This window comes from Martelella endophytica (genome assembly GCF_000960975.1).
Classification (GTDB): domain Bacteria; phylum Pseudomonadota; class Alphaproteobacteria; order Rhizobiales; family Rhizobiaceae; genus Martelella; species Martelella endophytica.
Genome location: NZ_CP010803.1, coordinates 789822 through 811093, shown reverse-complemented (window position 1 = coordinate 811093; position 21272 = coordinate 789822). Strand labels below are relative to the sequence as shown.

The 21272-nt window shown below is 64.0% G+C and carries 22 protein-coding genes; 8 read left to right on the top strand and 14 right to left on the bottom strand.

Translation table 11 applies throughout. The features are described from left to right. Nucleotides 1-14: 14 nt before the first annotated feature. Nucleotides 15-686, top strand: a complete 672-nt coding sequence (locus TM49_RS03740; RefSeq protein ID WP_045679592.1) for a GntR family transcriptional regulator — start codon at nucleotides 15-17, stop codon at nucleotides 684-686. 106 nt (nucleotides 687-792) lie between these two features. Here TM49_RS03740 and TM49_RS03735 read toward each other — a convergent pair whose 3' ends face one another. From TM49_RS03735 to TM49_RS03720, 4 genes are all read right to left on the bottom strand, one after another. Then, on the bottom strand, nucleotides 793-1173 hold the full coding sequence (locus TM49_RS03735) for a carboxymuconolactone decarboxylase family protein (protein WP_045679591.1): 381 nt from the start codon (nucleotides 1171-1173) through the stop codon (nucleotides 793-795). An 18-nt stretch (nucleotides 1174-1191) separates the two neighbouring features. Further along, nucleotides 1192-2733, bottom strand: a complete 1542-nt coding sequence (locus TM49_RS03730) for a GMC family oxidoreductase (protein ID WP_045684719.1) — start codon at nucleotides 2731-2733, stop codon at nucleotides 1192-1194. 212 nt (nucleotides 2734-2945) lie between these two features. Next, nucleotides 2946-3617 carry a GntR family transcriptional regulator gene (locus TM49_RS03725; protein WP_045679590.1) on the bottom strand — a complete coding sequence of 224 codons (672 nt, stop codon included), beginning with the start codon at nucleotides 3615-3617 and terminating at the stop codon, nucleotides 2946-2948. A 487-nt stretch (nucleotides 3618-4104) separates the two neighbouring features. Beyond that, the gene (locus TM49_RS03720; protein WP_045679589.1) at nucleotides 4105-4599 is read right to left on the bottom strand and encodes a hypothetical protein; all 495 of its coding nucleotides are present in this window, start codon (nucleotides 4597-4599) and stop codon (nucleotides 4105-4107) included. A gap of 1 nt (nucleotide 4600) precedes the next feature. Here TM49_RS03720 and TM49_RS03715 point away from each other — a divergent pair, with 1 nt between their 5' ends. The 7 genes from TM49_RS03715 to pldH all read left to right on the top strand — a co-directional run bounded on the left by TM49_RS03715 (nucleotide 4601) and on the right by pldH (nucleotide 12110). After that, nucleotides 4601-5617 (top strand): putative B6 ABC transporter substrate-binding protein, encoded by a 1017-nt coding sequence (locus TM49_RS03715; RefSeq protein ID WP_244464790.1) that lies wholly within the window; start codon nucleotides 4601-4603, stop codon nucleotides 5615-5617. Between the two features lie 20 nt (nucleotides 5618-5637). Continuing rightward, on the top strand, nucleotides 5638-7227 hold the full coding sequence (locus tag TM49_RS03710; protein WP_244464789.1) for a putative B6 ABC transporter ATP-binding protein: 1590 nt from the start codon (nucleotides 5638-5640) through the stop codon (nucleotides 7225-7227). Next, nucleotides 7224-8333 carry a putative B6 ABC transporter permease subunit 2 gene (locus tag TM49_RS03705; protein WP_244464788.1) on the top strand — a complete coding sequence of 370 codons (1110 nt, stop codon included), beginning with the start codon at nucleotides 7224-7226 and terminating at the stop codon, nucleotides 8331-8333. The genes TM49_RS03710 and TM49_RS03705 overlap by 4 nt, the downstream gene beginning before the upstream one ends. 1 nt (nucleotide 8334) lies before the next feature. Beyond that, nucleotides 8335-9270 carry a putative B6 ABC transporter permease subunit 1 gene (locus tag TM49_RS03700; RefSeq protein WP_045679586.1) on the top strand — a complete coding sequence of 312 codons (936 nt, stop codon included), beginning with the start codon at nucleotides 8335-8337 and terminating at the stop codon, nucleotides 9268-9270. Nucleotides 9271-9331: 61 nt separating this feature from the next. Continuing rightward, nucleotides 9332-10138, top strand: coding sequence for a 4-pyridoxolactonase (gene pldA, locus TM49_RS03695; RefSeq protein WP_045679585.1), 807 nt, complete (start codon nucleotides 9332-9334; stop codon nucleotides 10136-10138). Between the two features lie 10 nt (nucleotides 10139-10148). Further along, on the top strand, nucleotides 10149-11333 hold the full coding sequence (ppaT, locus tag TM49_RS03690; RefSeq protein ID WP_045679584.1) for a pyridoxamine--pyruvate transaminase: 1185 nt from the start codon (nucleotides 10149-10151) through the stop codon (nucleotides 11331-11333). Between the two features lie 33 nt (nucleotides 11334-11366). After that, nucleotides 11367-12110: a pyridoxal 4-dehydrogenase, SDR-type gene (gene pldH / locus TM49_RS03685; protein ID WP_045679583.1), complete on the top strand. Its 744-nt coding sequence runs from the start codon at nucleotides 11367-11369 to the stop codon at nucleotides 12108-12110. Between the two features lie 154 nt (nucleotides 12111-12264). Here pldH and TM49_RS03680 read toward each other — a convergent pair whose 3' ends face one another. From TM49_RS03680 to TM49_RS03635, 10 genes are all read right to left on the bottom strand, one after another. Beyond that, complete coding sequence (locus TM49_RS03680; RefSeq protein ID WP_045679582.1) at nucleotides 12265-13392, bottom strand: alpha-hydroxy acid oxidase; 1128 nt, start codon at nucleotides 13390-13392, stop codon at nucleotides 12265-12267. A gap of 65 nt (nucleotides 13393-13457) precedes the next feature. Further along, on the bottom strand, nucleotides 13458-14645 hold the full coding sequence (argE, locus tag TM49_RS03675; protein WP_045679581.1) for an acetylornithine deacetylase: 1188 nt from the start codon (nucleotides 14643-14645) through the stop codon (nucleotides 13458-13460). Next, nucleotides 14642-15586 (bottom strand): LysR family transcriptional regulator, encoded by a 945-nt coding sequence (locus tag TM49_RS03670; protein ID WP_045679580.1) that lies wholly within the window; start codon nucleotides 15584-15586, stop codon nucleotides 14642-14644. Before TM49_RS03670 ends, argE begins: the two co-directional genes overlap by 4 nt. 73 nt (nucleotides 15587-15659) lie before the next feature. Then, nucleotides 15660-16337: a DUF1028 domain-containing protein gene (locus tag TM49_RS03665; protein ID WP_045679579.1), complete on the bottom strand. Its 678-nt coding sequence runs from the start codon at nucleotides 16335-16337 to the stop codon at nucleotides 15660-15662. A 50-nt stretch (nucleotides 16338-16387) separates the two neighbouring features. After that, nucleotides 16388-16804 carry a RidA family protein gene (locus tag TM49_RS03660; protein ID WP_045679578.1) on the bottom strand — a complete coding sequence of 139 codons (417 nt, stop codon included), beginning with the start codon at nucleotides 16802-16804 and terminating at the stop codon, nucleotides 16388-16390. A gap of 26 nt (nucleotides 16805-16830) precedes the next feature. Further along, nucleotides 16831-17436 carry a glutathione S-transferase gene (locus TM49_RS03655; RefSeq protein WP_425283283.1) on the bottom strand — a complete coding sequence of 202 codons (606 nt, stop codon included), beginning with the start codon at nucleotides 17434-17436 and terminating at the stop codon, nucleotides 16831-16833. A 5-nt stretch (nucleotides 17437-17441) separates the two neighbouring features. Continuing rightward, nucleotides 17442-18443 (bottom strand): NAD(P)H-quinone oxidoreductase, encoded by a 1002-nt coding sequence (locus tag TM49_RS03650; RefSeq protein WP_045679577.1) that lies wholly within the window; start codon nucleotides 18441-18443, stop codon nucleotides 17442-17444. Next, the gene (locus tag TM49_RS03645) at nucleotides 18440-19555 is read right to left on the bottom strand and encodes an ABC transporter ATP-binding protein (RefSeq protein ID WP_045679576.1); all 1116 of its coding nucleotides are present in this window, start codon (nucleotides 19553-19555) and stop codon (nucleotides 18440-18442) included. Before TM49_RS03645 ends, TM49_RS03650 begins: the two co-directional genes overlap by 4 nt. Next, on the bottom strand, nucleotides 19545-20354 hold the full coding sequence (locus TM49_RS03640) for an ABC transporter permease (protein WP_045679575.1): 810 nt from the start codon (nucleotides 20352-20354) through the stop codon (nucleotides 19545-19547). Before TM49_RS03640 ends, TM49_RS03645 begins: the two co-directional genes overlap by 11 nt. A gap of 1 nt (nucleotide 20355) precedes the next feature. Beyond that, nucleotides 20356-21207, bottom strand: a complete 852-nt coding sequence (locus TM49_RS03635) for an ABC transporter permease (protein ID WP_045679574.1) — start codon at nucleotides 21205-21207, stop codon at nucleotides 20356-20358. Nucleotides 21208-21272: the final 65 nt, after the last annotated feature.

Here is a 21272-nt window from a genome sequence, read left to right as displayed (position 1 = left end):
CCCGAGGAGACGCAATGAATACTGGTCTGAATCTCCGGATTACGCCGAGAACTGTCCAGCAACAGACGATTGAAAAGCTGAGACTGGCTATTATTGCCGGAGTATTCCCGCCAGGCAGCCGGTTGATTGAAAGCCAGCTTTGCGCCCAGCTCGGGGTCAGCCGTCCCTCTTTGCGCGAGGCTTTGCGGAGCCTTCAGGCGGAGCGGCTGATCGAGATCATTCCGAACCGGGGCCCCTTTGTTCCCAAGCTTTCGTGGGAGGAGGCAACCGAGATCTACGACGTGCGCGAGCTTCTGGAAGTGGTGGCGGTGGGCCGCTGCGCCGTGCGGATCACACCGCAGCAGGTGAAGGAGCTGGAAAAGGCGCTTGATGCTTTCGAACGCGCCCAGGAAATCGGAGATAGTCTTGAGCGGGTGACCACGGCGGCCGATTTCTACGCGATTATTCTGGCCAATTGCGGCAACGCCATTCTCGAGGAAGTCCATCGCGGGCTCGTGGCGCGGATCAGCTTTTTCCGCGGTCGGTCCATGTCGCTCGCCGGGCGCGCGCAGGACAGCCTCAACGAGATGCGTGCCATCTACAACGCGATTGCCGCAGGCGATGAAGAGGGTGCGCGAAAGGCGGCAAAACACCATCTGGATCAGGCCAAGGCCGCGGCCAAACGCGCGATTGAAGACGAGGCCTGATCGCGCCTGACTGTTTCATGAGGCGGAGAGTGGCGCAAAGGCGGGCGCCTTGCCCGATTTGCAGGCATAGGCCGCCCTGTTTGGAAGCTGAAACAGGTTCCAAATCTCACTGATCGTCCAGAACCTTGCGCGCGGCACGGAAGCATTCGAGCGCCTGCGGTACGCCGCAATAGATCGCGATGACATGAATGATGGCGCGGATCTCCTCCTTGGAGACGCCGTTGTTGACAGCGCCCCGGCAGTGCAGTTCCCATTCGTGCATCTTGCCCAGCGCCCCGATCATCGCGAGGTTCATCATCGAGCGCGTCTTCGGTGGGATCACATCGTCGCCCCAGCCAAATCCCCAGCACCACGCCGTCATCGCTTCCTGAAACGGCCGGGTGAAATCGTCGGCGGCCGCGAGGTTCTTCTCGACATATTCGGCGCCAAGCGTGGCCTTGCGCTGTTCCAGGCCCTTGAGGAAAAGATCCTCGTCAAAAACGCTCATTTCATATCCCTTCTTCTGTCATTCGCCAGAGGTTACCGTGCGGGCAAAGCTCTCGGCAATTGCCAGAACGGCGGCGTGGATTGGGCCCGCTGTCAGGTTGGGTATGACGGAGGCGTCCACCACATGAAGATTGTCGAGCGATTTCAGCCTGAGATCCGGATCGACAACGGCGGCGTCGTCCTTGCCCATCCTAAGGGTGCCTGAGGGGTGGTGATGGGTTATGGCTGCCTTGGCGATGAATTCGTCGATCTCCGCCTTGCTGCCGAGCGGGCCCGGGAGCAGCTCGCGGTCCCGCCATTCGGCAAGCCCGTCCGCATGTCCGATCGTGCGCGCGGCCTCGAGAGCGTTGCGGAACATGGCGCGGTCATGCTCGGTCTGCAGATAGGCCGGGTCGATGATCAGCCGGTCGTCGAGGTTTGGCCCGCCGATGCGCAAGCTGCCGCGGCTGGTCGGGTTGGTGACGCCGAAGAGGAATGAATAGGCCGTGCCGGGCTCCGGCGCCTGAAAGCATTCGGATACGATCGGCGCCACGCCGCAGCCGACCACGATCTCGGGTCGTCCGGTGGCGGTGAAGTCGCCGGCCCGCATATAGGCCATCGATTCGGAGTGTTGCAGGCGCGATGCCGGCAGGGGTTTCCTGGTCGCATAAAGATTGCCGGCGCCGAGCAGATGGTCCTGCAGATTGCGACCGATGCCCGGCATGTCGATCAGGCAGTCGACAGACGCAGCAGCGAGCACATCCTGCGGCCCGATGCCGGAGCGCATCAGGAGGGCCGGGCTTTCCAGCGCGCCCGCGCTGAGGATGACCTGATCGGCGGAAATGCCGATCCTGCCTTGTGGGCCGACGCCTTCGATCCGGTGCACCCGGCTGCCGTCAATGACCAGCCGTTGCACCCTTGTGCCGGTGAGAATGCTGAGGTTTTCGCGCGCGCGGATATCCGGTGTCAGCCAGGCCTCGGCCACCGTGACCCGGCGCCCGTCGCGAATGTTCAGGGAATTGGGGGTGACGCCGACCATCCGTCCGTCATTGTGGTCGGGAAGGCGTGTCAGGCCGAGCGAGACGCCGGTCTCGATGAATGCGCGGGTGAGGGGGCTGACCTCTTCATCGGGCATGTAAACGGGCATCGGGCCGCGGCCGGCGCCTTGCGGGCGGTCTTCGATCGCCTCGAAGACCGGCAAAAGCGCTTCCCAGCTCCAGCGCAGATCGCCGGTCGCTTCGACCCAGGCCTGATAGTCTTGTGGGTGGCCGCGCATGTAGCCCATGGCATGAAGGCAGCTCGATCCGCCGATCAGCTTGCCGCGCGCCCAATGGTGAACCCTGCCATGGGTCCCGGCCTGCGGCTCCGTGAGATAGTCCCAGTCGTAAGCACGGCCCTGAAGCGCCGGCCAGGCCGCAGGCCTCCAGATATCGGGGTCGGAAGGTTCCTCGCCGGCTTCGACCAGCAGAACGCTGCGCGCCGGGTTCGCGCTCAGCCGGGCGGCCAGCAGGGCGCCGGCCGAGCCGCCGCCGACAATGACCACGTCTGCGCGCGTCCGCTCCGCAGGTTGGGCGCCGGTCATTGCCATGTCCCCGTGGAGCGGATTTCGTTTGACCCGGCTTCGGATGCGGATATGCCGCCCGAGCCCTGCCTGATCTGATAATTCATGACGATCCCCTCTTGTCTGTGCCGGAAGGTCAGCGTTTCTGCGGTGAAAGCCGGGACATGCTCGGGCAATTCGCTTTCAGGCGCGTCCGCGCTGAAAACCGGCCGGTGGTCTATGCCGGATGCGGTTCAGCTCCCGCCGTCCATCGACCTTTTCGTTGCTGCCATCGCCTCGAGAATGTGCTTTTTGGAAGCCTTGCGGGCGGCTTTCTCGTCGCCCGCGACGATGGCTTCGTAAATTTCCTTCATCTCCGCCAGACTGCTGTCGGCGCGCCCTTTCAGTGACATTGAGCGCGAGCGGAAAAGGCTGATCCTGGCCACCAGACCCCGGTGGATTTCCTCAAGGATCGGATTTCCGCAATTTGCGAGGATGACGGAGTAGAAGTCTGCGGCCGTGGTAACCCGTGCCAGGCTGTCATTGCTTGAGGCGGCCTTTTCGAATGCGTCAAGCGCGTCCTTGAGCGCCAGCAGTTGTTCCTTGGAAATCCTTTGCGAACAGCGCCCGGCTGCCTCGACTTCCAGCAATTGCCGCACCTCGTAGATGGCGGTTACCTCTTCCCACGTCAGGGCGGGCACCGAAGGCCCACGGTTCGGCACGATGTCGATCAGGCGTTCCGCCGCCAGGCTGCGCAGTGCTTCGCGAAGAGACGGACGGCTGATGCCAAGCTGCACGCATAACTGGCTCTCGATCAGGCGGCTCCCCGGTTCGAAAACGCCGGAGAAAATCGCCAGCCGCAGCTTCTCGACCGTCTCCTGCTGCACCGTGCGCGGTAGCACTCGTAAATTCAGCTCTGGCGGCATTGTTTGAACCTCGTGAAACCGGCGGCGCGCACAGAAGTGAAATCGGCAACCGTCAGCAAATTTGACCGTGTGACCGGCTTATTGTCAACTCATAAGAATGAGAGAATGACAGACAATCTGCTTGACGTGTGTTTGCTTTGTGTCATCCTTCCCCCAACGACAGACATCGAGGCAGGGCTTGAGGCACATGGGGCCAGTCGACTCTAGCGATGATATGAAAATGCGCCGTGGCGACGCGGGGCGGATCGTTGCGAGCTTGTGTGGTGCCTGCCGCGATCTGTGGCCGAAGGCTTCCCACGGCTTCACGGCAAGATTGAACATGCTTGTGCTGTCGGCCCTTCACTCCGGCGATCGGTCGGCCATGTCCGGTGCATTCAAGGCGCGCTTGAGCGCGCTCCGCAGGGCGGCGGCCAATGCCATTGCCGCTTCCGCCGGATGCGTCCGGATTACGCCGAAGCGCAGTGTGCTTTTTCAGAAGGGATCGGGCCTAGCCGTCCGTGGAAACGCAGCTCAGCCCGGCGCTCTCTCCAGTCTGGCAGGAAAAATGCAGCTTGGAGGCTTCCTCACCGGTTTTCATCGGCAGGTCGAGGCGTGCGCGGCTGTCTTCGCTGGCGCACCAGATGGCCTCGACGGGCATGCGGTCGTCGGTTGCGTTCATCAGATTGAGAACCCCCGTCTCACCATCGTGCCACAGCGTCACGGTCAACCGGCCGCCGGGGTCCATCCGGCCCAGCTCGTCGGAATACCAGTGGGCCAGTGCCGCACGGCAATCAAGGGAGTCCCCGGTCTCGTTGGTCACTGAGACCTCCACGGGCTCGGCGCCGTCGGTGCCGTGAACAATGCCCGAGTAAGGCACGTAAGCTTCGCTCTCGGCCTGAGCCGGGGATGAGAAAGCCCAAGCAGATAGGGCAATAACAACAACAAGTCTGCCAATCGCTTCCGTCTTGTGACGGGAAACCGACAACCAATCAGGGAACAGCATGATGAAGAACCTACTTGTTTCAGTTGCGCTTAGCGCGGTGCTCGGAGCGCCGGCAGCCTTTGCTGCTGAAGTTGATACCATAGCCATCCTCACTCCGGAACAAGGGAGTGACTATGGCTGGAACCAGCAGGGCGTCGAAGCGGCCAAGGCCGCTGCCGAAGCGACCGGCGTCGAGATCATCGTCGCCGAAGGCCTGGGTTATGGCGATGTCCGCGCGCCGATGCGTGAACTGGCGGCCGATGGCGCCGATCTGATGATCGCGCACGCCAGCGGCTACAACACCGCCGGTCCGGAAATCGCCGAGGAAACCGGCGTGCCGGTTGCCATCGTCGACACACCCAACGGTTTGGTCGAAGGCCTTGTCGCCGACTACACGCTTTCCGGTCACGAAGGCGCCTATCTTGCCGGTCGCCTGGCCGCCAAGATGACGACCACCGGCACTGTCGGTATCGTCGTTTCCGGCGAGCCGCCCTCATGGAACTCGCAGTCGGCAGGCTTTGCCGAGGGCGTTCATGCCGAAAACCCGGACGTCAAGATCCTCTACTCGGTCATCGGCCCGGCAGCCTATTCCGATGCCGCGGGCGGCAACCGCGTGACCACCTCGGTCATCGCAGCCGGCGCCGACATCATCTTCGGTCAAGGCAATGGCTCGAGCTTCGGCATGATCCAGGCCGTTGAATCCAACAAGGCCACCGACGGTTCCGACGTGCTCTTCATCGACGTGATCGGCGACAAGTCCGAGCTCGACAAGGGCCACCTGCTGACCTCGGTTCTGTGGGACATGACCCCCGTCTACACCGCCATGATCGAAGACCTGAAGGCCGACCAGTTCGGCACCCACGGTTACGCGATCAGCCTGGCGGACGATTCCGTCAAGCTCGTCAAGACGCCGCAGGTCGACGAGGCCGCCTGGACCGAGGTGATGGCGCTGCGCGATCAGATCATCGCAGGCGAGATCACTGTCGAGCCGAAGTTCGATGCGAGCGATGTTCGCGCTCTGGTCACCGTGACTGAGTGAGCGTTGCCGTGGCAAATGCAGTGGCAACCCCGACAGACCTGTCCCCGGAAACGGGGGCAGGCGTCATCGGCGTGCACGGTGTAACCAAGCGCTTTCCTGGCGTGATCGCGGTCAACAACGTGTCGCTCACATTTCATCCCGGCGAGGTTCATGTCCTTCTGGGCGAGAACGGCGCCGGCAAATCGACACTGGTAGGAATACTTTCCGGTCTCCAGCCGCCGGACGAAGGTTACCTGTCGCTTCATGGCGAGAAAACCCGGCTTTCGAGCCCCTCGGCCAGCCTCGATGCTGGCATCAGCACGGTCTTCCAGCATTCCATGCTGGTTCCGACTCTGACGGTTCTGGAAAACCTGACGCTCGGCGCGCCCTGGTATCAGCGTCCGCCCCGTGCGCAGATTGCGGCGCGCATGAAGGAACTGAAGCGGCAATTCGCGCTTTCCCTCCCGCTCGACGCCATCACCGGCGAGCTTTCGCTCGGCCAGCAGCAGCAGATCGAGATCGCCCGCGCGCTTTTGCGCGACAGCAAGGTGCTGATCCTCGACGAGGCGACCTCCATGCTGACGCCGCAAGGCGCGCAGGAGCTTGGCGAGCGCATGCAGCAGTTGGTCAAAAGCGGGCTGGCGGTGATCTTCATCACCCACAAGCTGGCCGAGGCCTACCGTTATGGCGACCGCATTTCCGTGCTCAAGCAGGGTGCGCTTGCCGGCGAAATGGGTCCGGAACAGTTGAAATCCATGTCCGAGGACGAGGCGGTGGACGAGATCGTCCGTCTGATGTTCGGCCGCGAGGCCGGCGCCACGTCGACCGAACACCGCAAGAGCACGGCCCGCGACAATGTCGCTCTCAGGGTCGAGAACCTTTCGACCGAGGGCGATGCCGATGTCATCGGTCTTCAGGACATTTCGCTCAGCCTGCGTGCAGGCGAAATCGTCGGTGTGGCCGGGATCGATGGCAATGGCCAGAAGCAGCTCGCCGAGGCCATGGCGGGCCAGCGGCCCCTCAAGTCCGGACGCGTCGAACTTGAAGGCGAGGATATCACCCGCGCCTCCATCGCACAGCGCCGCCGCAAGGGGCTCCGCTACCTGACGGACGACCGTCTGTCCGAAGGCTCGGTCGCCGCCTTTCCGATTTCGGAGAACACGGTGCTGAAGGATATCGGCAGGCCGCCCTTCTGGGTGAACGGCCTGGAGCGGCCCCACCGCATCGCAGATCACGCGCGCAATCTCATCGCCCGGTTTTCGGTGAGCACGCCGAGCGAGACCACCCCGATCGGGCGATTGTCGGGCGGCAATATCCAGAAGGTCCTGCTGGGGCGGGAGCTTTCCGGCGAGGCCCGCGTCGTGGTGTTCAACAAGCCGACCTACGGTCTGGACCTCCAGAACATCGACACATCGCGCCAACGCATCGCCGATATCGCCGAGCGCGGCTTGGCAGTGCTGTTGATCTCCACCGACCTCGACGAGCTGATGGCCCTGTCGGACCGGATCGCGGTGATGGAAGGCGGCCGGATCCGCGGCATCGTCGAAAACGACGGCAGCGGCGAGGCGCTGCGCCTGCGCATCGGCCGGATGATGGCCGGCGAGGAAGAAGTGAAACAGGCGACGGCATGACCATGCAAGATGACATCAAGTCCGTATCGGCGGAGAAGAAGACCGAGGCGGCAAGCACTGCCCGGTCGGTGAATGAACGCAGCGCCTTCCAGCGCATCCTGACATTGACGGTCGGTCCGATCATCGCCGCCTTCCTGCTGTCGGCAATCATCCTGATGCTGGTGGGTGTCAATCCGCTGACCTATTACGGCTATATCCTCGAACGATCGCTGTTTTCGGGATTGGGGCTGGAGCAGACGGCAACCCGCATGGCGCCGCTGCTGTTTCTCGCTGCCGGCCTGATCGTCGCGTTCCGGGCGGGAATCTGGAACCTTGGCACGGACGGGCAGTTCCTGCTCGGCGCCGTTGCCGCCGCAGCCACCGCTCCGCTTCTGATCGGCATCCTGCCCGGCTGGGCGGTGCTGCTCGTCGGCTTTCTGCTGGCCGCCCTCGTCGGCGCGCTCTGGTCGGTCATACCGGCGCTGCTCAAGGCCTATCAGGGCGTCAACGAGATCATCACCACCTTGATGATGTCGTTTCTCGGCGTGCTGCTCGCATCGACGCTGGTCAAGCTTCTCTTCAGGGATCCGGCAACCACGGTGCCGCAGACCCGCACGCTTCCGGTGGACGATCGCCTGCCGCGGCTGTTCGACACCTCGATTTCCAGCGGGCTGATCTGGGGGCTGATCGCGGTTCTCGCCGTTCATCTGATGATGACCCGCACATCCTTCGGTCTGCGGCTGCGGATGGTGGGGGCTAATCCGGCCGCCGCCACCCATGCGGGCCTGTCGGTGCCGCTCCTGACCATGGCGACGTTCGGGCTTTCGGCCGGCTTGGCCGGGCTTGCGGGCGCATCCGAAATCCTCGGTGTTGCCGGCAATGTGCCGGCCAACTGGAACCCCGCATATGGGCTGATGGTCATTCCGCTGGTGTTTCTCGCCCGCTTCAACGGCTTTGGCGCGATCGTGCTGGTCTTCTTCTACTCGGCGCTGATGATCGGCAGCGAGAGCGCCGCGCGTCGTCTCGGCGTGCCGCAGAACTTCACCCTCGTGCTGGTCGCGAGCCTGCTGATCTGCCTCGGGCTCGGCGAATATATCGATCAGCACAAACGCAAGAAGGAGCGTTGAGATGAGCGGATTGCTAACCGAGGCGTTCCTGTCGTCGCTTCTCACAGGCGCGATCGTCGCCGCGATCCCGATGCTTCTGGCCGGTCTCGGCGAGCAGATGTCGGAAAAGGCGGGCGTGCTCAATATCGGCATCGAAGGCATGATGCTGATGGGGGCCTATATGGGCTTTCTCGTGGCCTTCAAGACCGAGTCCCTGTGGCTGGGCTTTCTGGGCGGCATCCTGGGCGGCGTGCTGGTCGCCATCGTCATGGCCGTGCTCTGCGTGCGTCTGGGGCTGAACCAGATCGTGATCGGCATCGGCCTGACGCTTGGGGTGGAGGGCCTGACCGCGCTGCTTCACCACTTCCAGTTCTCGCGCACCTATCCGCGCCTGCCGGCGCCGGAGCGTCTCAACATTCCGGGGCTCACCGATCTGCCGGTGATCGGGCCGTCGCTGTTCGGGCGTCACCTGATTGTGTATCTGGCGCTCGTGGCTGTCGTGGTGCTGGCGTTTCTCTATCGGCGCACCAATCTCGGCATGACCTTGCGGGCTGCCGGCGAACGTCCGGCGGCACTTGATGTGGCCGGCGGCAACGTGCTCGGCGTGCGCGTCTTCGCGGTTATGTTCACCGGTGCCATGGCGGGGCTCGGCGGCGCTTACCTCGCCAATATCGGGGCGGGGCTGTTCCTGCCCTTCATGACCGGCGGTGCGGGTTTCATCGGCATCGTGCTTGCCATGCTGGCGCGGGGCAGGCCGCTGTGGGTCCTGACCGGCTCGCTGATCTTCGGCGCGGCGCTGTCGCTGGCAACCGCGCTTCAGGTCGCGGGCTCGACCATTCCGACAGATGTCATCCAGATGCTGCCCTTTGCGGCGGTGATGTTGGTCCTCGTGCTTTTCGGCCGCCGGGCGAAACTGCCTGCAGCACTCGGCGCTGCCTACGAACGCGGCGCCCGCTAAGGGCGTCATCCACCCATTGCGGGTCCGGGAGAGACCCTGAAAAACCTATAGGAGAAGTGACATGGCTGACACCAAGGTATTCCTGCTCGATGGCGGTTCGCTGGTGCTCGACGGTTTCCATATCTGGTGGAACAAGGGTCCGGGTGGCGAGGTTCGCTTTCCCGTCTATTCCGTGCTCGTTGATCATCCAAAGGGCAAGTTCCTGATCGATACCGGCTATGATTTCGACCACGTGCAGAAGGTGCTGCCGTTCGAAAAGCCGCAGCAGACCAAGGACCAGACGATACCCGGCGCGCTGAAGCTTCTGGGGCTGGAGCCAAAGGACATCGACGTCCTGTTCAACTCGCATTTCCATTTCGACCATGTCGGCGGCAACAAGTTCTTCCCCGACGCCAAGAAGATCTGCCACAAGGACGAGTTGCCGCAGGCGGCCAAATGCCAGCCTTTCGAAGTGCTCGGCTATTCCGACCTCGCCTTCTCCACCGATGTGGCGGAAGCGCGCGGCATGAGCGATCAGCTCAGCGCCGGCCAGACGGCGGCCAACACCAGGTTCGAACTGATCGAGGGCGATGTCGAACTCGCGCCGGGCGTGACGCTGATCTACACGCCGGGCCATACGATCGGGCACTATTCGCTGCTGGTGGAATTCGACACCCGCCGTCCGCTGCTTCTCACGCTTGATGCCGCCTATACCCGCAAGAACTACGAGCAGGACATCAATGCCGGTTTCCACATCGATCCCGTGGCCGGCGTGAACTCGATGCGCCGCCTGAAGGAGATCGAGAAGGCGAAGGACGCCGAGGTCCTGTTCAGCCACGATCCGGAGAGCTTCAAGGACTACAAGACCGGCGTCAATTTCTACGGCTGAGGAGGGGCAGATGAAATATCCTGAAACCAAACCCCCGGTCTTCACGCTGACGGCCGGCCCCGTGGATGCCTATCCGGAAGTGCTGCGCGCGCTCGGCACCACGGTGCTCTATGACTACGACCCGGCCTTCCAGGCCTTCTTCGAGGATCTGACCCTGAAGGCGCAGGAAGCGCTCGGCTGCGACTTACCGCCGCTGATCCTGCAGGGCGAGCCGGTACTGGCGCTGGAAGGGGCCGCCGCCTCGCTGATCGCCAAGGACGACGTGGTCCTGAACCTCGCCTCCGGCGTCTATGGCAAGGGTTTTGGCTATTGGGCCGCGCGCTATGCCAAAAAGGTCGAGGAAATCGAGGTGCCCTACAACACCGCGATCGATCCTGAAGAGGTCCGCGCCTTCCTCCAGAAACATCCGGAAATCAAGATCGTCTGCGTCTGCCACCACGACACGCCGTCGGGCACGCTGAACGATATCGACGCGATTGGCGCCGTTGTCGCCGAGGCCGGCGGGCTGCTGCTTGTCGATGCGGTTTCCTCCTGGGGCGGCATGCCCACGAGCCCGACCTCCAGCCAGGCGGCAATCTACGTCACCGGCCCGAACAAGTGCCTCGGCTGCCCGCCGGCGCTGTCGCTGGTTACCGTATCCGAAGCGGCATGGGCCAAGATCGAGGCCAATCCGGACGCTCCCTTTGCCTCCATGCTGAGCTTCACCGACTGGAAGAACGCCTGGAAGAAGACCGAGCCCTTCCCCTTCACCCCGTCGGTGGCCGAACTCAACGGCCTGAGCGCCGCGCTTGACCGCTATCTGGAGGAAGGCCCTGAAGCCGTCTGGCAGCGCCATGCGGTGACCGCGAAAGTCTGCCGCGAAGGCATCAAGGCTATGGGGATCGAGCTCTGGCCGGCATCGGAAGACATCGCGTCGCCGACGGCGACCGCGGTGAAGATGCCCGACGGCATTGATGCCGGTCGGGTGCTGGCGGAAGCCCGCGCGCGTTACGGCGTCTCCATGTCCGCCGGCCGGGCGGAAACGCTCGGCAAGCTGATCCGCATCGGCCATATGGGTCCGACCGCTCAACCGGCCTACGCGCTGCTGGCCGTCGCCGCCCTGGGCGGTGCGCTGAAGGCAGCGGGCGCGAGCGTGGATGTGGCTGCGGGACTTGCCGCGGCACAGGCCGCCTGGGACGCAGCAATCGACGAATAGGCCGGGAACGGCGAGAAAAGAAAGGAAGAGGGAATGAGTACCAGTCTTGAAGGCCGCAAGGCCGTTGTCACCGGCGCAGCGCAGGGCATTGGCAAGGCCATCGCCAGGGCGCTGGCCGAAGCCGGCGCAAAGGTCGTGATCTCCGATATCAACGGCGAAGGCGCAAAGGCCGCCGCCGCCGAAATCGGCCACGGCGCAGTCGGCGTCACCTGCGATTCCACCAAGGTGGATGAGGTCGAGACGATGCTGGAAGACGCCGCTGAAAACGGCGCGATCGACATCCTCGTCAACAACGCCTCCATCGTTCCCTATATCGCATGGGACGATGTGGACATGGCCCACTGGCAGAAGATCATCGACACCAATCTGACAAGCGTCTTCATCGCCAGCCGCAAGGCGACCGACATGATGCGCGCCGCCGGCCGCAAGGGCACGGTGCTCAACATGGCATCGAACTCCTTTTACGCCGGTACGCCAAACATGTCGGCCTATGTGGCGGCCAAGGGCGGCGTGATCGGTTTCACCCGCGCGCTCGCAACCGAAGTCGGCAAATACGGCATCCGCGTCAACGCGGTCACGCCGGGCCTGATCGAATCCGACGGCGTCAAGGCGAGCCCGCATGCCGAGAGCTTCGGTTTCGTGGAAATGCTGCAGGCCATGCCCGGCAAGGGCCAGCCCACCGATATCGCCAAGGTCGTGGCCTTCCTCGTCTCCGACGACGCAGGCTGGATGACCGGCCAGTGCGTCAACGTCGACGCCGGCATGATACGTCTCTAGGACGTCGTACATCCATTCGGATGCACAAAGGACGCTCGAACTTATTGGATGCGCTAGGGCCAATCGGGGCGAAGACCGGTGCCGGTGCTGCGGCAATCTGCCGGCAGTCCGGTCTTCGCCGGAACCTTTACAAGCCGCTTGCCGGCGGCTGCCGCTACGCGCCGGTGAGGGCGAGGGAACGGCGACCGGTCAAGGCCATGGCAGCTTCGAGTTCGGCTGCAAACATCTCGAAAAGCGCGGCGGGCCCTGCAGCGCGCATGGCGCCGATAGCATAGAGGAAAGGGCGGCCGATGAAGACGAAATCGGCGCCGGCTTCCAGCGCTTTCAGAATATCCTCGCCGTTGCGCACACCGCCATCCATGGCGAGCGGAATATCGGACGGGAGGGCTGCACGGATCTGCCGCAATGCCGTCAGCGTCGCCGGCGCTGCGTCGAGCTGGCGCCCGCCATGGCTGGAAATCCAGACCGCATCGGCGCCGGCCTCGTGCGCTCTCAATGCATCTTCGGCCGCCATCACGCCCTTCAGCACCAGTTTGCCGGACCAGCGCTTGCGGATTTCAGCAAAGACCTGCCAGTCCAGCCGCCCGGAACTCTGGCGCGCCATCAGCGCCGCAAGACCGCTGGCACTTGCGCCCGGTTCTGCGTAGTCGGCGAGATTGATCAGTGAAGGAGAGCCATGTCGTGCGGTGGCCAGGCTCCAGGCCGGGCAGCGCGCGAGTTCGGCGAGCATGCGCGGGCCGGGCCTGAGCGGCAGCGAAAAGCCGTTGCGAAGATCCCTGAGGCGCTTGCCGGGGCGCGGGACGTCGGCCGTGACGATCAACGTGTCGTAACCCGCGCGCTCGGCACGGGCGATCAGGTCCTCGGTGATCTCGGGAGAGGCGCCGACATAGAGCTGAAACATCGAGACGGTCGGCGCGGCGTGGCGCACCGCCTCCAGCCGCGCGGTGCCCGGCGTTGCCGCCACCATCGGCGCGCCCGCCGCTTCGGCCGCACGGGCCATCATCAGGTCGGCGCCGGGCCAGGCGAGACCCGGCAGCCCCATCGGCGCAATCCCGAACGGCAGCGCCCAGTCGCGCCCGAGAAACCGCGTGCCAAGATCGGCGGGCGTGACGGAATTAACCAGCACACGCGGGGTCAGGCAGGTTTCCCGGAAAGCCGCCTCGCTGCGCTGCAGGGCCATCTCCCGGCCCGCGCCGCCATCGATGTAGTCGAAGGCAAAACGCGGCATGCGGGCTTTGGCGCGACGGCGCAGATCCTCAACCGAGATCAGGGGACGGGACATGAGGTTCCTTTCAGTCTCGGTGCGGCATTTTCAGGGAGCCAAGGCGTTGGAGTTTTAACTGCGCCTCAGGCGCAAAGCGCGGGCGCGTCGCCCTTCACCAGAAGCGCGGTCAGGGCATCAAGAAAGGCGGCACATTCTAAAAGCTGTTCTTCGCTGACATATTCATCCGGCTTGTGGCCCTGGGCCATGTGGCCGGGGCCACAGACGAGGCTGGTGACGCCCAGCGTGTCGGAGAAGAGCCCGGCCTCAGTGCCGAAGGCGACCTTGATCGTGGGGTCAGCCCGCCCGAGGATCTCCTTGAGAAGCGCCACGGCCGCGCCTGCCGATGTATCGAGCCCCGGATAGCCGGAGATTTCCTCCACCTCGACGCGGGCATGCGGGAAGCGGTTGCGATGCGGGGCCGCGGTGGCCTCAGCATCGGTGCGAATACCGGCAAGGATTTCATCCGGATCGTCGCCGGCGACATTGCGGATCTCGAAATCGAGTTCGCAATGGTTCGGCACGATATTGAGCGCGGTGCCGCCCTGCATGACGCCGACATGGATCGTCGAATAGGGGATGTCGTAATCCGGGTCCTGAGCGCCCCGCAGCCGCAACTCCTCCTGACGCGCCTGCAGCCGGATCAGGAAGTCGGCGCCGAGATGGAGCGCGTTCAGCGCTTCCGGGGCGAGCGCCGAATGGCCCTCCTGACCGTGGCAACAGGCCCTGAGCGCGCGTTTGCCCTTGTGGCCGGTGGCGATGCGCATGCCCGTCGGTTCGCCGATCAGGCACAGCGCCGGCCGGTCCTCGCGCGTTCCCAGCGCATCGAGCATGCCGCGCACGCCCATGCAGCCGATTTCCTCGTCATAGGAGATCGCGAGCTGCAGCGGCAGGGACAGCGGCGCACCGGCAGCCTTCAGCATCGCCCGGATCGCGACAGCCAGAAAGCCTTTCATATCGGCAGTGCCGCGCCCGTAATAGCACCCGTCATCCTGGCGGAGCATGAAAGGATCGCTCTGCCAGGCCTGGCCTTCGGTCGGAACCACATCGCAATGCCCCGAAAGCATGATGCCGCCGGGCCCCTCGGGCCCGAGCCGGGCGAGCAGATTGGCGCGGGTGCCATCCTCGCTGACAAAACGCTCCAGCCGCACGCCGGCCGGCGCCAGAAGCCCTTCGACATAGTCCAGCAGTGCAAGATTTGACTGCCGCGAAACGGTCGGAAACGAGACCAGGCGGGCAAGGATTTCGGGGACGGACGGAAGATCAGACGTCATGCGGGGGGTATCCGGTCGGTGACAAGTCCAGGCAGGCCGCCGGCATCCACCATTTCATGGCAATGGTCGATGAAGGCCTGGATCGTGCGGGAAACATGGGCAGCGCGCGACATGGCGATGCCAAGCTGCAGAGGCGGCAAATCGCTCTCGAGCGGGATGAATTTCAGCGGTTTGCCGTCCATCGAGAACTGGCTGACCGTGCGCATATTGGAAATGGCAAAGCCGAAACCATTGGCGACGAGACCGCGTTGCACCGTCACTTCAGCGGTGCGTTCGGCAATGTGGGGCCGCCGTCCCAGCGCCCGGAAAAGCGACAGGAAATAGCTCGAACTATGCGGCAGATCGAGCAGGACCATATCGTGGTCCACCAGATCGGCGGGGGAGACCCGGTCCCGGCCGGCAAGCGGATGATCCGGATCGACCATCACGTAAGGGGGAAGCGCGACCAGCGGCTGGAACTCGATGTCGCTTGGCAGCGAGAGATCATAGGTCAGCGCCACGTCGATGCGGGCAGCACCCAGCGCGTCGAAGATCTGCGCCTGATCGAGCTCAACCTGCGTGAAATCCACGGTCTTGTACTTGTCCTCGAAACTGCGCCGCAGCTGCGGCACGAGGAGCTGCACGAAGGTTCGCATGCAGCCGACCCTCAGCGAGCCGCGAACACTGTCGGTATAGACATTGGCCATATCGTTGAGCTTTTCCGCCTCGGCAAGGATGGCGCGGGCCTGTTCGATAAAGCGCTCGCCGGTCGGTGTCAGCACCGAGCCCTGCGCATGACGTCGGGTGAAGAGCTGCACGCCGAAGCCCGCTTCCAGCTGCGCGATGGCAGAGGACATGGAGGGCGCGGTCACATTCACCTTTTCCGAGGCCAGCGCGATGCTGCCGGCCTCGCCCACGGCGATGAAATATTCCAGCTGACGAAGCGTGAACCTGAGGGGCATGGTCTTTCTGGCCTTTCATGATCGCTGCGGGAAACCACAGGAAACGCTAGCCACTCGTCCCGGAAAAAGCCAGTCACTCGTCGCCGGGGACGCCGTATGAGGGCGCGGCCTCGGGGTTGAGGGCACGGGTCACATAATCCTGCATCTGCGGCGCATAGACCTCCCATGCGGCCTCAAGGGCTGCGATCGGGCAGTCTTCCGTCCAGTCGATGCGCAGTTCGGCCAGCGGCCAGCTTTCCTTGTCGACGACAAGCAGGCCCGCGGAATGGACCGGACCGGCCTCGCCGCCGGCATCAAGTCCGGCGCGGAGCGCGCCGACAAGACGCGCGCCGAGATGACCCGTGCTCGACTGGAAATGCTGCACCATCACCTCGGGAACGCCGGCATCGGCGAGAAGATTGCCCGCGGCCGCCGTGTCGCGCCCTTGCGCCTCGGACCACATGCCGAGAACATTGGTTCCCGAATGGATCGAGCTTTCGCCGGAGCGGCCAAGCGCGAGAACCTGCCGCCAGGCCATATGCTTGCCGCCGCTGCGGGCGAGGATCGCCACCGCCTCGGCGGCACTTGCGCCGCGCGCCATCAGGTCAAGCGCATGGGGCCCGAGCCGGGGGTCGGTGACATTCTGCGTCGAGACGACGCCGACGCCCGCGCGGGCAAAGGCGCAACGGGCGGCGACGGCCGGCGAGGAGGAAGAGATCGCCATGCCGAACATGCCGGTTTCCGGGCAGTGGCCGATAATCGAAAAGGTCATGCTGTCTCCTGCGGGCCTGGCCCTGCTTCTGGATGCTCGTTTTGCCCCGTCTATTCGGGGATCACGGCCGTGGCGTCGATTTCCACCAGCCATTCGGGACGGGCCAGCGCCACGACGACAAGGCCGGTGCAGACGGGGTGCACGCCGCGGATATATTCACCCATGGTGCGATAGACGGCCTCGCGATGGCGCACATCGGTGAGGTAGACGACCAGCTTGGTCACATGACCCATGTCGCCGCCACATTCCTCGACGAGCTGGCGGATATTGCTCATCACCTTGTGGGTCTGCTCGACCGGATCGCTGGAGGTGATGTTGATCGCGGTGTCGAGATCCTGCGGGCACTGGCCACGCAGAAAGATCGTCTTGCCACCTTCGGCAACGACGGCCTGGGCGAGGTCGTTGTCGAGGTTCTGCTCGGGATAGGTTTCCTTGGTGTTGAAAGGGCGGTGACGGTAATGAGCCATGTTCGGGGTCTTTCTGAAGGATGGTGTCAGGCGGCAGGGCGCGTGGCCTGCATGGCGGGACGGGTTTCAAAACCGGCATGCCATTGCGCAAGTTCCGCGCGGCCCTCTCGCCAGTCGATTTCGGGGAAGCGGAAGCTGAGCCAGCCGAGCGCGCAGGCAATCGAAATCGCGCCGATGTCGTGGCAGTCCGCAGCGGGCAGATCGGCGGCCATCGCATCAAGCGCATCTGATACTTTTTCAAGCTGCTTGTCGATCCAGAGCGGCCAGCGCTGCGGCTCGGGGCGGGCAAGGCGTTCGTAACGCACCAGAAGTGCGGCATCGAGAAGACCGTCGGCCAGCGCCTGGCGGCGCAGCGCCGTCCAGCGGGCAGGGCCGGGAGCGGGGAAAAGCCCGCCGGATGCCAGGTCATCGAGATATTCGCAGATCACCCGGCTGTCATAGAGATCCATGCCGTCTGCGGTGCGGGCTGCGGGAACCTTGGCCAGCGGGTTGAAGGCCTGGATCCGCGCATCGCGCTCGACGGGATGGGCGGCGCTGTCGAGGATTTCGATCCTGTCGGCAAGGCCCAGTTCATGGGCCGTGACCATGACCTTGCGGACGAAGGGTGAGGCAGAGCCCCAGTAAAGTGTCAGGATCATCAGGCGACCTTTCCGTCCAGTTCGAGAACGATCTTGCCGAAATTCTCACCGCTCTCCATCAGCGCATGTGCCTCACTCGCCTTGGCCAGCGGGAAGCGGCGCGACAGGACGGGCCGCACTTTTTCCGGGCCGATCAGCGGCAGAAGATCGCGACGAACGCCTTCGGCCATGGCGGTCTTTTCGGCGTCGGAGCGCGGACGCAGGGTCGATGAGGTCAGCCACAGACCCTTGCGCATCAGGAGGCCGAGATCGACCGGGGCCATCATGCCGGACATGAAGGAAAGGCCGACATGACGGCCGCCATAGGCCATGCAGGCAAGGTGGCGGTTGATCGCGTCGCCGCCGAGAATATCAAGCACGACATCGACGCCGGCGCCATCGGTCAACCGCAGGACTTCCGCGGTCACATCCGCGCTGCGGTAGTCGATGGCGGCAACGCCCATCTTTTCCAGACGTGCGCATTTTTCGGGGCCACCGGCCGTGACGATCACGCTCGCGCCCCAGGCCTGGGCCAGTTGCAGCGCCAGCGTGCCGATGCCGCTTGCGCCGCCTTCGATCAGCAGGCGTTCGCCAGGCTTCAGCGCGCCGCGTTCGAAGAGGTTATGCCAGATGGTGAACAGCCCTTCGGGCAGAACGGCGCCCTCGGCAATATCAAGCCCTTCGGGCAAGGGCAGGCAATGGTCGGCGCGGGCGGTGACGGCTCCCGCATAGCCGCCGGCCTTGGTGAGCGCCATGACCGTCGTGCCGCGCAAGGCGGGATCAACGCCATCGCCCAGCGCCTCGACCACGCCGCAAATCTCCAACCCGAAAATGTCGGAGACACCGGCGGGTGCGGGCAGGGCGCCGCTGCGCTGCATGACATCGGGGCGGTTCACACCGGCGGCGCCAACGCGGATCAGCACGTCTCCCGCCGCCGGGGCTGGAACGGGTCGATCCACCAGCGTCAGAACGTCCGGGCCGCCGGTGGCGGTGGCAATGACGGCTTTCATCGTGTCACTCATGCTGCGGCTTCCTCGGGTGCGAAAATGGCGGGGCCGCGATCTGGCAGCGTGATCCCGACTGCGGTGCCGGCAGGCAGGGCTTCTGCGGAGGGAACGCGCAGCATGATCCGGCCGCCAACGGCGACGGGGCAATCGAGATGCAGCTCGGCGTAGCTCCCTTGATAGACGGAGAGCGCCACGGTCGCGTGGATACTGCCGGGGGTTCCGGTTTCCGTCAGGCTGCAATGCTCGGGGCGGGTAAAGAGCGTGACCGGGCCTGGGGCAGGCAGGCTCTCCTGATAGGCGGTCAGCGGCAGTGCGGTGCCGTCCACCTCGAGGCTGAGTTCCTGGCCCGACACCTCACGCAAGGTGGCATGGAACAGGTTGGCATCGCCCACAAAGGTGGAAGCGAAGTGATTGTCGGGCGTGTCGTAGATCTCCGACGGGCTGCCGATCTGGCGGATTCGCCCGCGCGACATCACCGCGATCCTGTCCGACATGCTGAGCGCCTCGCCCTGATCATGGGTGACGAACACCGTCGTCAGGCCAAGCCGTGTCTGGATCTCGCGCAGTTCCACCTGCATGGCGGTACGCAGGTTCCGGTCCAGCGCCGAAAAGGGCTCATCGAGCAACAGCACGCGCGGACGGATCACCAGTGCGCGGGCAAGGGCCACCCGCTGCTGCTGGCCGCCGGAAAGCTGGCGCGGGCGGCGATCGGCAAAGTCCTCGAGCTTGACCAGCGCCAGGGCTTCGCGCACGCGTGTCTCTATCTCGGCCTTGGAAACCCGGCGGGTGCGCAGGCCGTAGGCCACATTCTGCGCCACGCTCATATGCGGGAAGAGCGCGTAATTCTGGAAAACGATGCCGATTTCGCGCTGGTGCGGCGGCACCTGTGTCACCAGTTCGCGATCGATGAAAAGCTCGCCATTGTCGGATTCCAGGAAGCCTGCAATCAGGTTGAGCAGCGTCGTCTTTCCGCAGCCCGAAGGGCCGAGCAGGGTCAGGAATTCGCCGCGCCGGATCTTCAGCCAGACGGGCTCGAGCGCAGTGGTTCCGGAGAAGGACTTCGATACGCCGTCAATCTGCACGGCAGGATGATCGCCTTGCAGCACGGGGGTTTTATCATTCGACATTGAGCACCTTTTCGAGGCGGAAGATCTTGTGCACGACCATGAGCGTCACGGCCACCACCGCCACATAGATGACGGAGATCGCGGCCAGCGTCGGATCTGCATATTCACGGACATAGTTGTACATGGCCACCGGCAGGGTCTGGGTCGACTGGTTGACCACGAACAGCGAGGCGGTGAATTCGTTGAATGACAGGATCGCCGCAAACAGCGCGCCCGAGATGAGGCCCGGCACCAGAAGCGGTAGCGTGATCGTCAGGAGGACATGCACCGGCGTCGCGCCAAGGCTTTCGGCGGCCTGCTCATAGCGTCGCTCGAAGTTGCGCAGGGAAACGTAAACCGAGCGCACGACGAAGGGCATGACGATGATGACATGGACCGTCACCACCAGCCAGAGCGAGCGCGGCAGGGAGGCGGCCGCCGACAGGATCAGCAGGCCGAGACCGATGGTGAAGTTCGGAATGATCAGCGGCGACATCAGCACGCCGTTGAGAAAGCTCTTCAGGGAGAATTCATAGCGGTCGATCACATAGGCAAAGCCCGATCCGGCAAAAATGGCGATCACGGCGGCAAGGCCGGCGATCTTCAGCGAGTTCACGAGGCCTTCGCCGAAATCGCGATAGCTCAGCGCATTGGCATACCAGTGCAGCGACCAGGATTTGGGCGGGAACGTCAGGATGGCACTGTCATTGAACGAGGCGATGGCCACGACGATGAAGGGCAGCATCACGAAAATAAGGATCAGCGTCAGCACAAGCCGGCCGCTCCAGTCCAGGACATGGTCCATCAAGGTCTTGCGCATGTCAGTGGGCTCCCAGTTTTTCGACCCGGCGCATGCCGGCGTTGAAGAGGGAAAGAACGGCGATGGTAAACAGCAGCCCGACCAGCGAAAGCGAAGCGGCGAGCGGGAAATTGAACGAGGCGAAGCCGACCTGATAGACCAGCGTCGAGATCGTCTGCACCTTGCCGCCGCCAATCATCTGCGGGGTGGCGAACGCCGAAAACGTCCAGGCAAAAGCGGTGGATGTCGCCGCGACGATGCCGGGGATGGACAGCGGAAGGGTCACCGTCAGGAAGACGCGGACGCGGCCGGCGCCGAGCGAGGTGGCGGCGCGTTCGTAGTTGCGGTCGATATGCGAAAGGGCTGCGGCCAGCATCACCACCACGATGGGCAGGGTGAAATGGACGAGCGCGATCACCACGCCAAGTTCCGTGAACATGAAGCTGATCGGCCTGTCGATGATCCCGAGCCGCATCAGCACGACATTCAGGAAGCCGCGATTGCCGAGCACGATCATCCAGGAATAGGTGCGCACGATCTCGCCGAGGAAAAGCGGCGTCAGCGAAATCAGCAGGATCGCGCTGCGCAGTGCGGCGGAGCGGACCCGCACGATGGCATAGGCCAGCGGGTAGCCGACCAGAAGCGTGAAGATCGCGGTCCAGATGCAGAGCGTCACGGTCGTCACGAAGGCCTGGCCATAGGCGGCCTTCCACAGCGTGGTGAAGTTCTCCAGCGTGAAGCCGCCCGGATCGAGCGATCCGGGGATATAGGCGCGCAGGCTGTATTGCACGATGGCAAGGAACGACGCCACGATCGCGAAAGCGATCAGGAAGGAAGGCGTGGCAAACCAGCCGAGAAAGGGGCGTTTCGACATTTTTCAGCGTCAGTTCTGGGCGACTGGAAAGATGGGCGCCCCGGCGACAACGATCGCCGGGGCCT

Excerpts from the sequence above, each read along its gene's own strand:
- TM49_RS03725 (WP_045679590.1), bottom strand. The coding sequence starts at position 3,617 with ATGCCGCCAGAGCTGAATTTACGAGTGCTACCGCGCACGGTGCAGCAG.
- TM49_RS03645 (WP_045679576.1), bottom strand. The coding sequence starts at position 19,555 with ATGTCGAATGATAAAACCCCCGTGCTGCAAGGCGATCATCCTGCCGTG.
- TM49_RS03715 (WP_244464790.1), top strand. The coding sequence starts at position 4,601 with ATGAAGAACCTACTTGTTTCAGTTGCGCTTAGCGCGGTGCTCGGAGCG.
- TM49_RS03635 (WP_045679574.1), bottom strand. The coding sequence starts at position 21,207 with ATGTCGAAACGCCCCTTTCTCGGCTGGTTTGCCACGCCTTCCTTCCTG.
- pldH (WP_045679583.1), top strand. The coding sequence starts at position 11,367 with ATGAGTACCAGTCTTGAAGGCCGCAAGGCCGTTGTCACCGGCGCAGCG.
- TM49_RS03740 (WP_045679592.1), top strand. The coding sequence starts at position 15 with ATGAATACTGGTCTGAATCTCCGGATTACGCCGAGAACTGTCCAGCAA.
- TM49_RS03660 (WP_045679578.1), bottom strand. The coding sequence starts at position 16,804 with ATGGCTCATTACCGTCACCGCCCTTTCAACACCAAGGAAACCTATCCC.
- TM49_RS03730 (WP_045684719.1), bottom strand. The coding sequence starts at position 2,733 with ATGACCGGCGCCCAACCTGCGGAGCGGACGCGCGCAGACGTGGTCATT.
- ppaT (WP_045679584.1), top strand. The coding sequence starts at position 10,149 with ATGAAATATCCTGAAACCAAACCCCCGGTCTTCACGCTGACGGCCGGC.
- TM49_RS03720 (WP_045679589.1), bottom strand. The coding sequence starts at position 4,599 with ATGCTGTTCCCTGATTGGTTGTCGGTTTCCCGTCACAAGACGGAAGCG.
- TM49_RS03680 (WP_045679582.1), bottom strand. The coding sequence starts at position 13,392 with ATGTCCCGTCCCCTGATCTCGGTTGAGGATCTGCGCCGTCGCGCCAAA.
- TM49_RS03670 (WP_045679580.1), bottom strand. The coding sequence starts at position 15,586 with ATGCCCCTCAGGTTCACGCTTCGTCAGCTGGAATATTTCATCGCCGTG.
- TM49_RS03640 (WP_045679575.1), bottom strand. The coding sequence starts at position 20,354 with ATGCGCAAGACCTTGATGGACCATGTCCTGGACTGGAGCGGCCGGCTT.
- argE (WP_045679581.1), bottom strand. The coding sequence starts at position 14,645 with ATGACGTCTGATCTTCCGTCCGTCCCCGAAATCCTTGCCCGCCTGGTC.
- TM49_RS03665 (WP_045679579.1), bottom strand. The coding sequence starts at position 16,337 with ATGACCTTTTCGATTATCGGCCACTGCCCGGAAACCGGCATGTTCGGC.
- TM49_RS03735 (WP_045679591.1), bottom strand. The coding sequence starts at position 1,173 with ATGAGCGTTTTTGACGAGGATCTTTTCCTCAAGGGCCTGGAACAGCGC.
- TM49_RS03700 (WP_045679586.1), top strand. The coding sequence starts at position 8,335 with ATGAGCGGATTGCTAACCGAGGCGTTCCTGTCGTCGCTTCTCACAGGC.
- pldA (WP_045679585.1), top strand. The coding sequence starts at position 9,332 with ATGGCTGACACCAAGGTATTCCTGCTCGATGGCGGTTCGCTGGTGCTC.
- TM49_RS03705 (WP_244464788.1), top strand. The coding sequence starts at position 7,224 with ATGACCATGCAAGATGACATCAAGTCCGTATCGGCGGAGAAGAAGACC.
- TM49_RS03650 (WP_045679577.1), bottom strand. The coding sequence starts at position 18,443 with ATGAGTGACACGATGAAAGCCGTCATTGCCACCGCCACCGGCGGCCCG.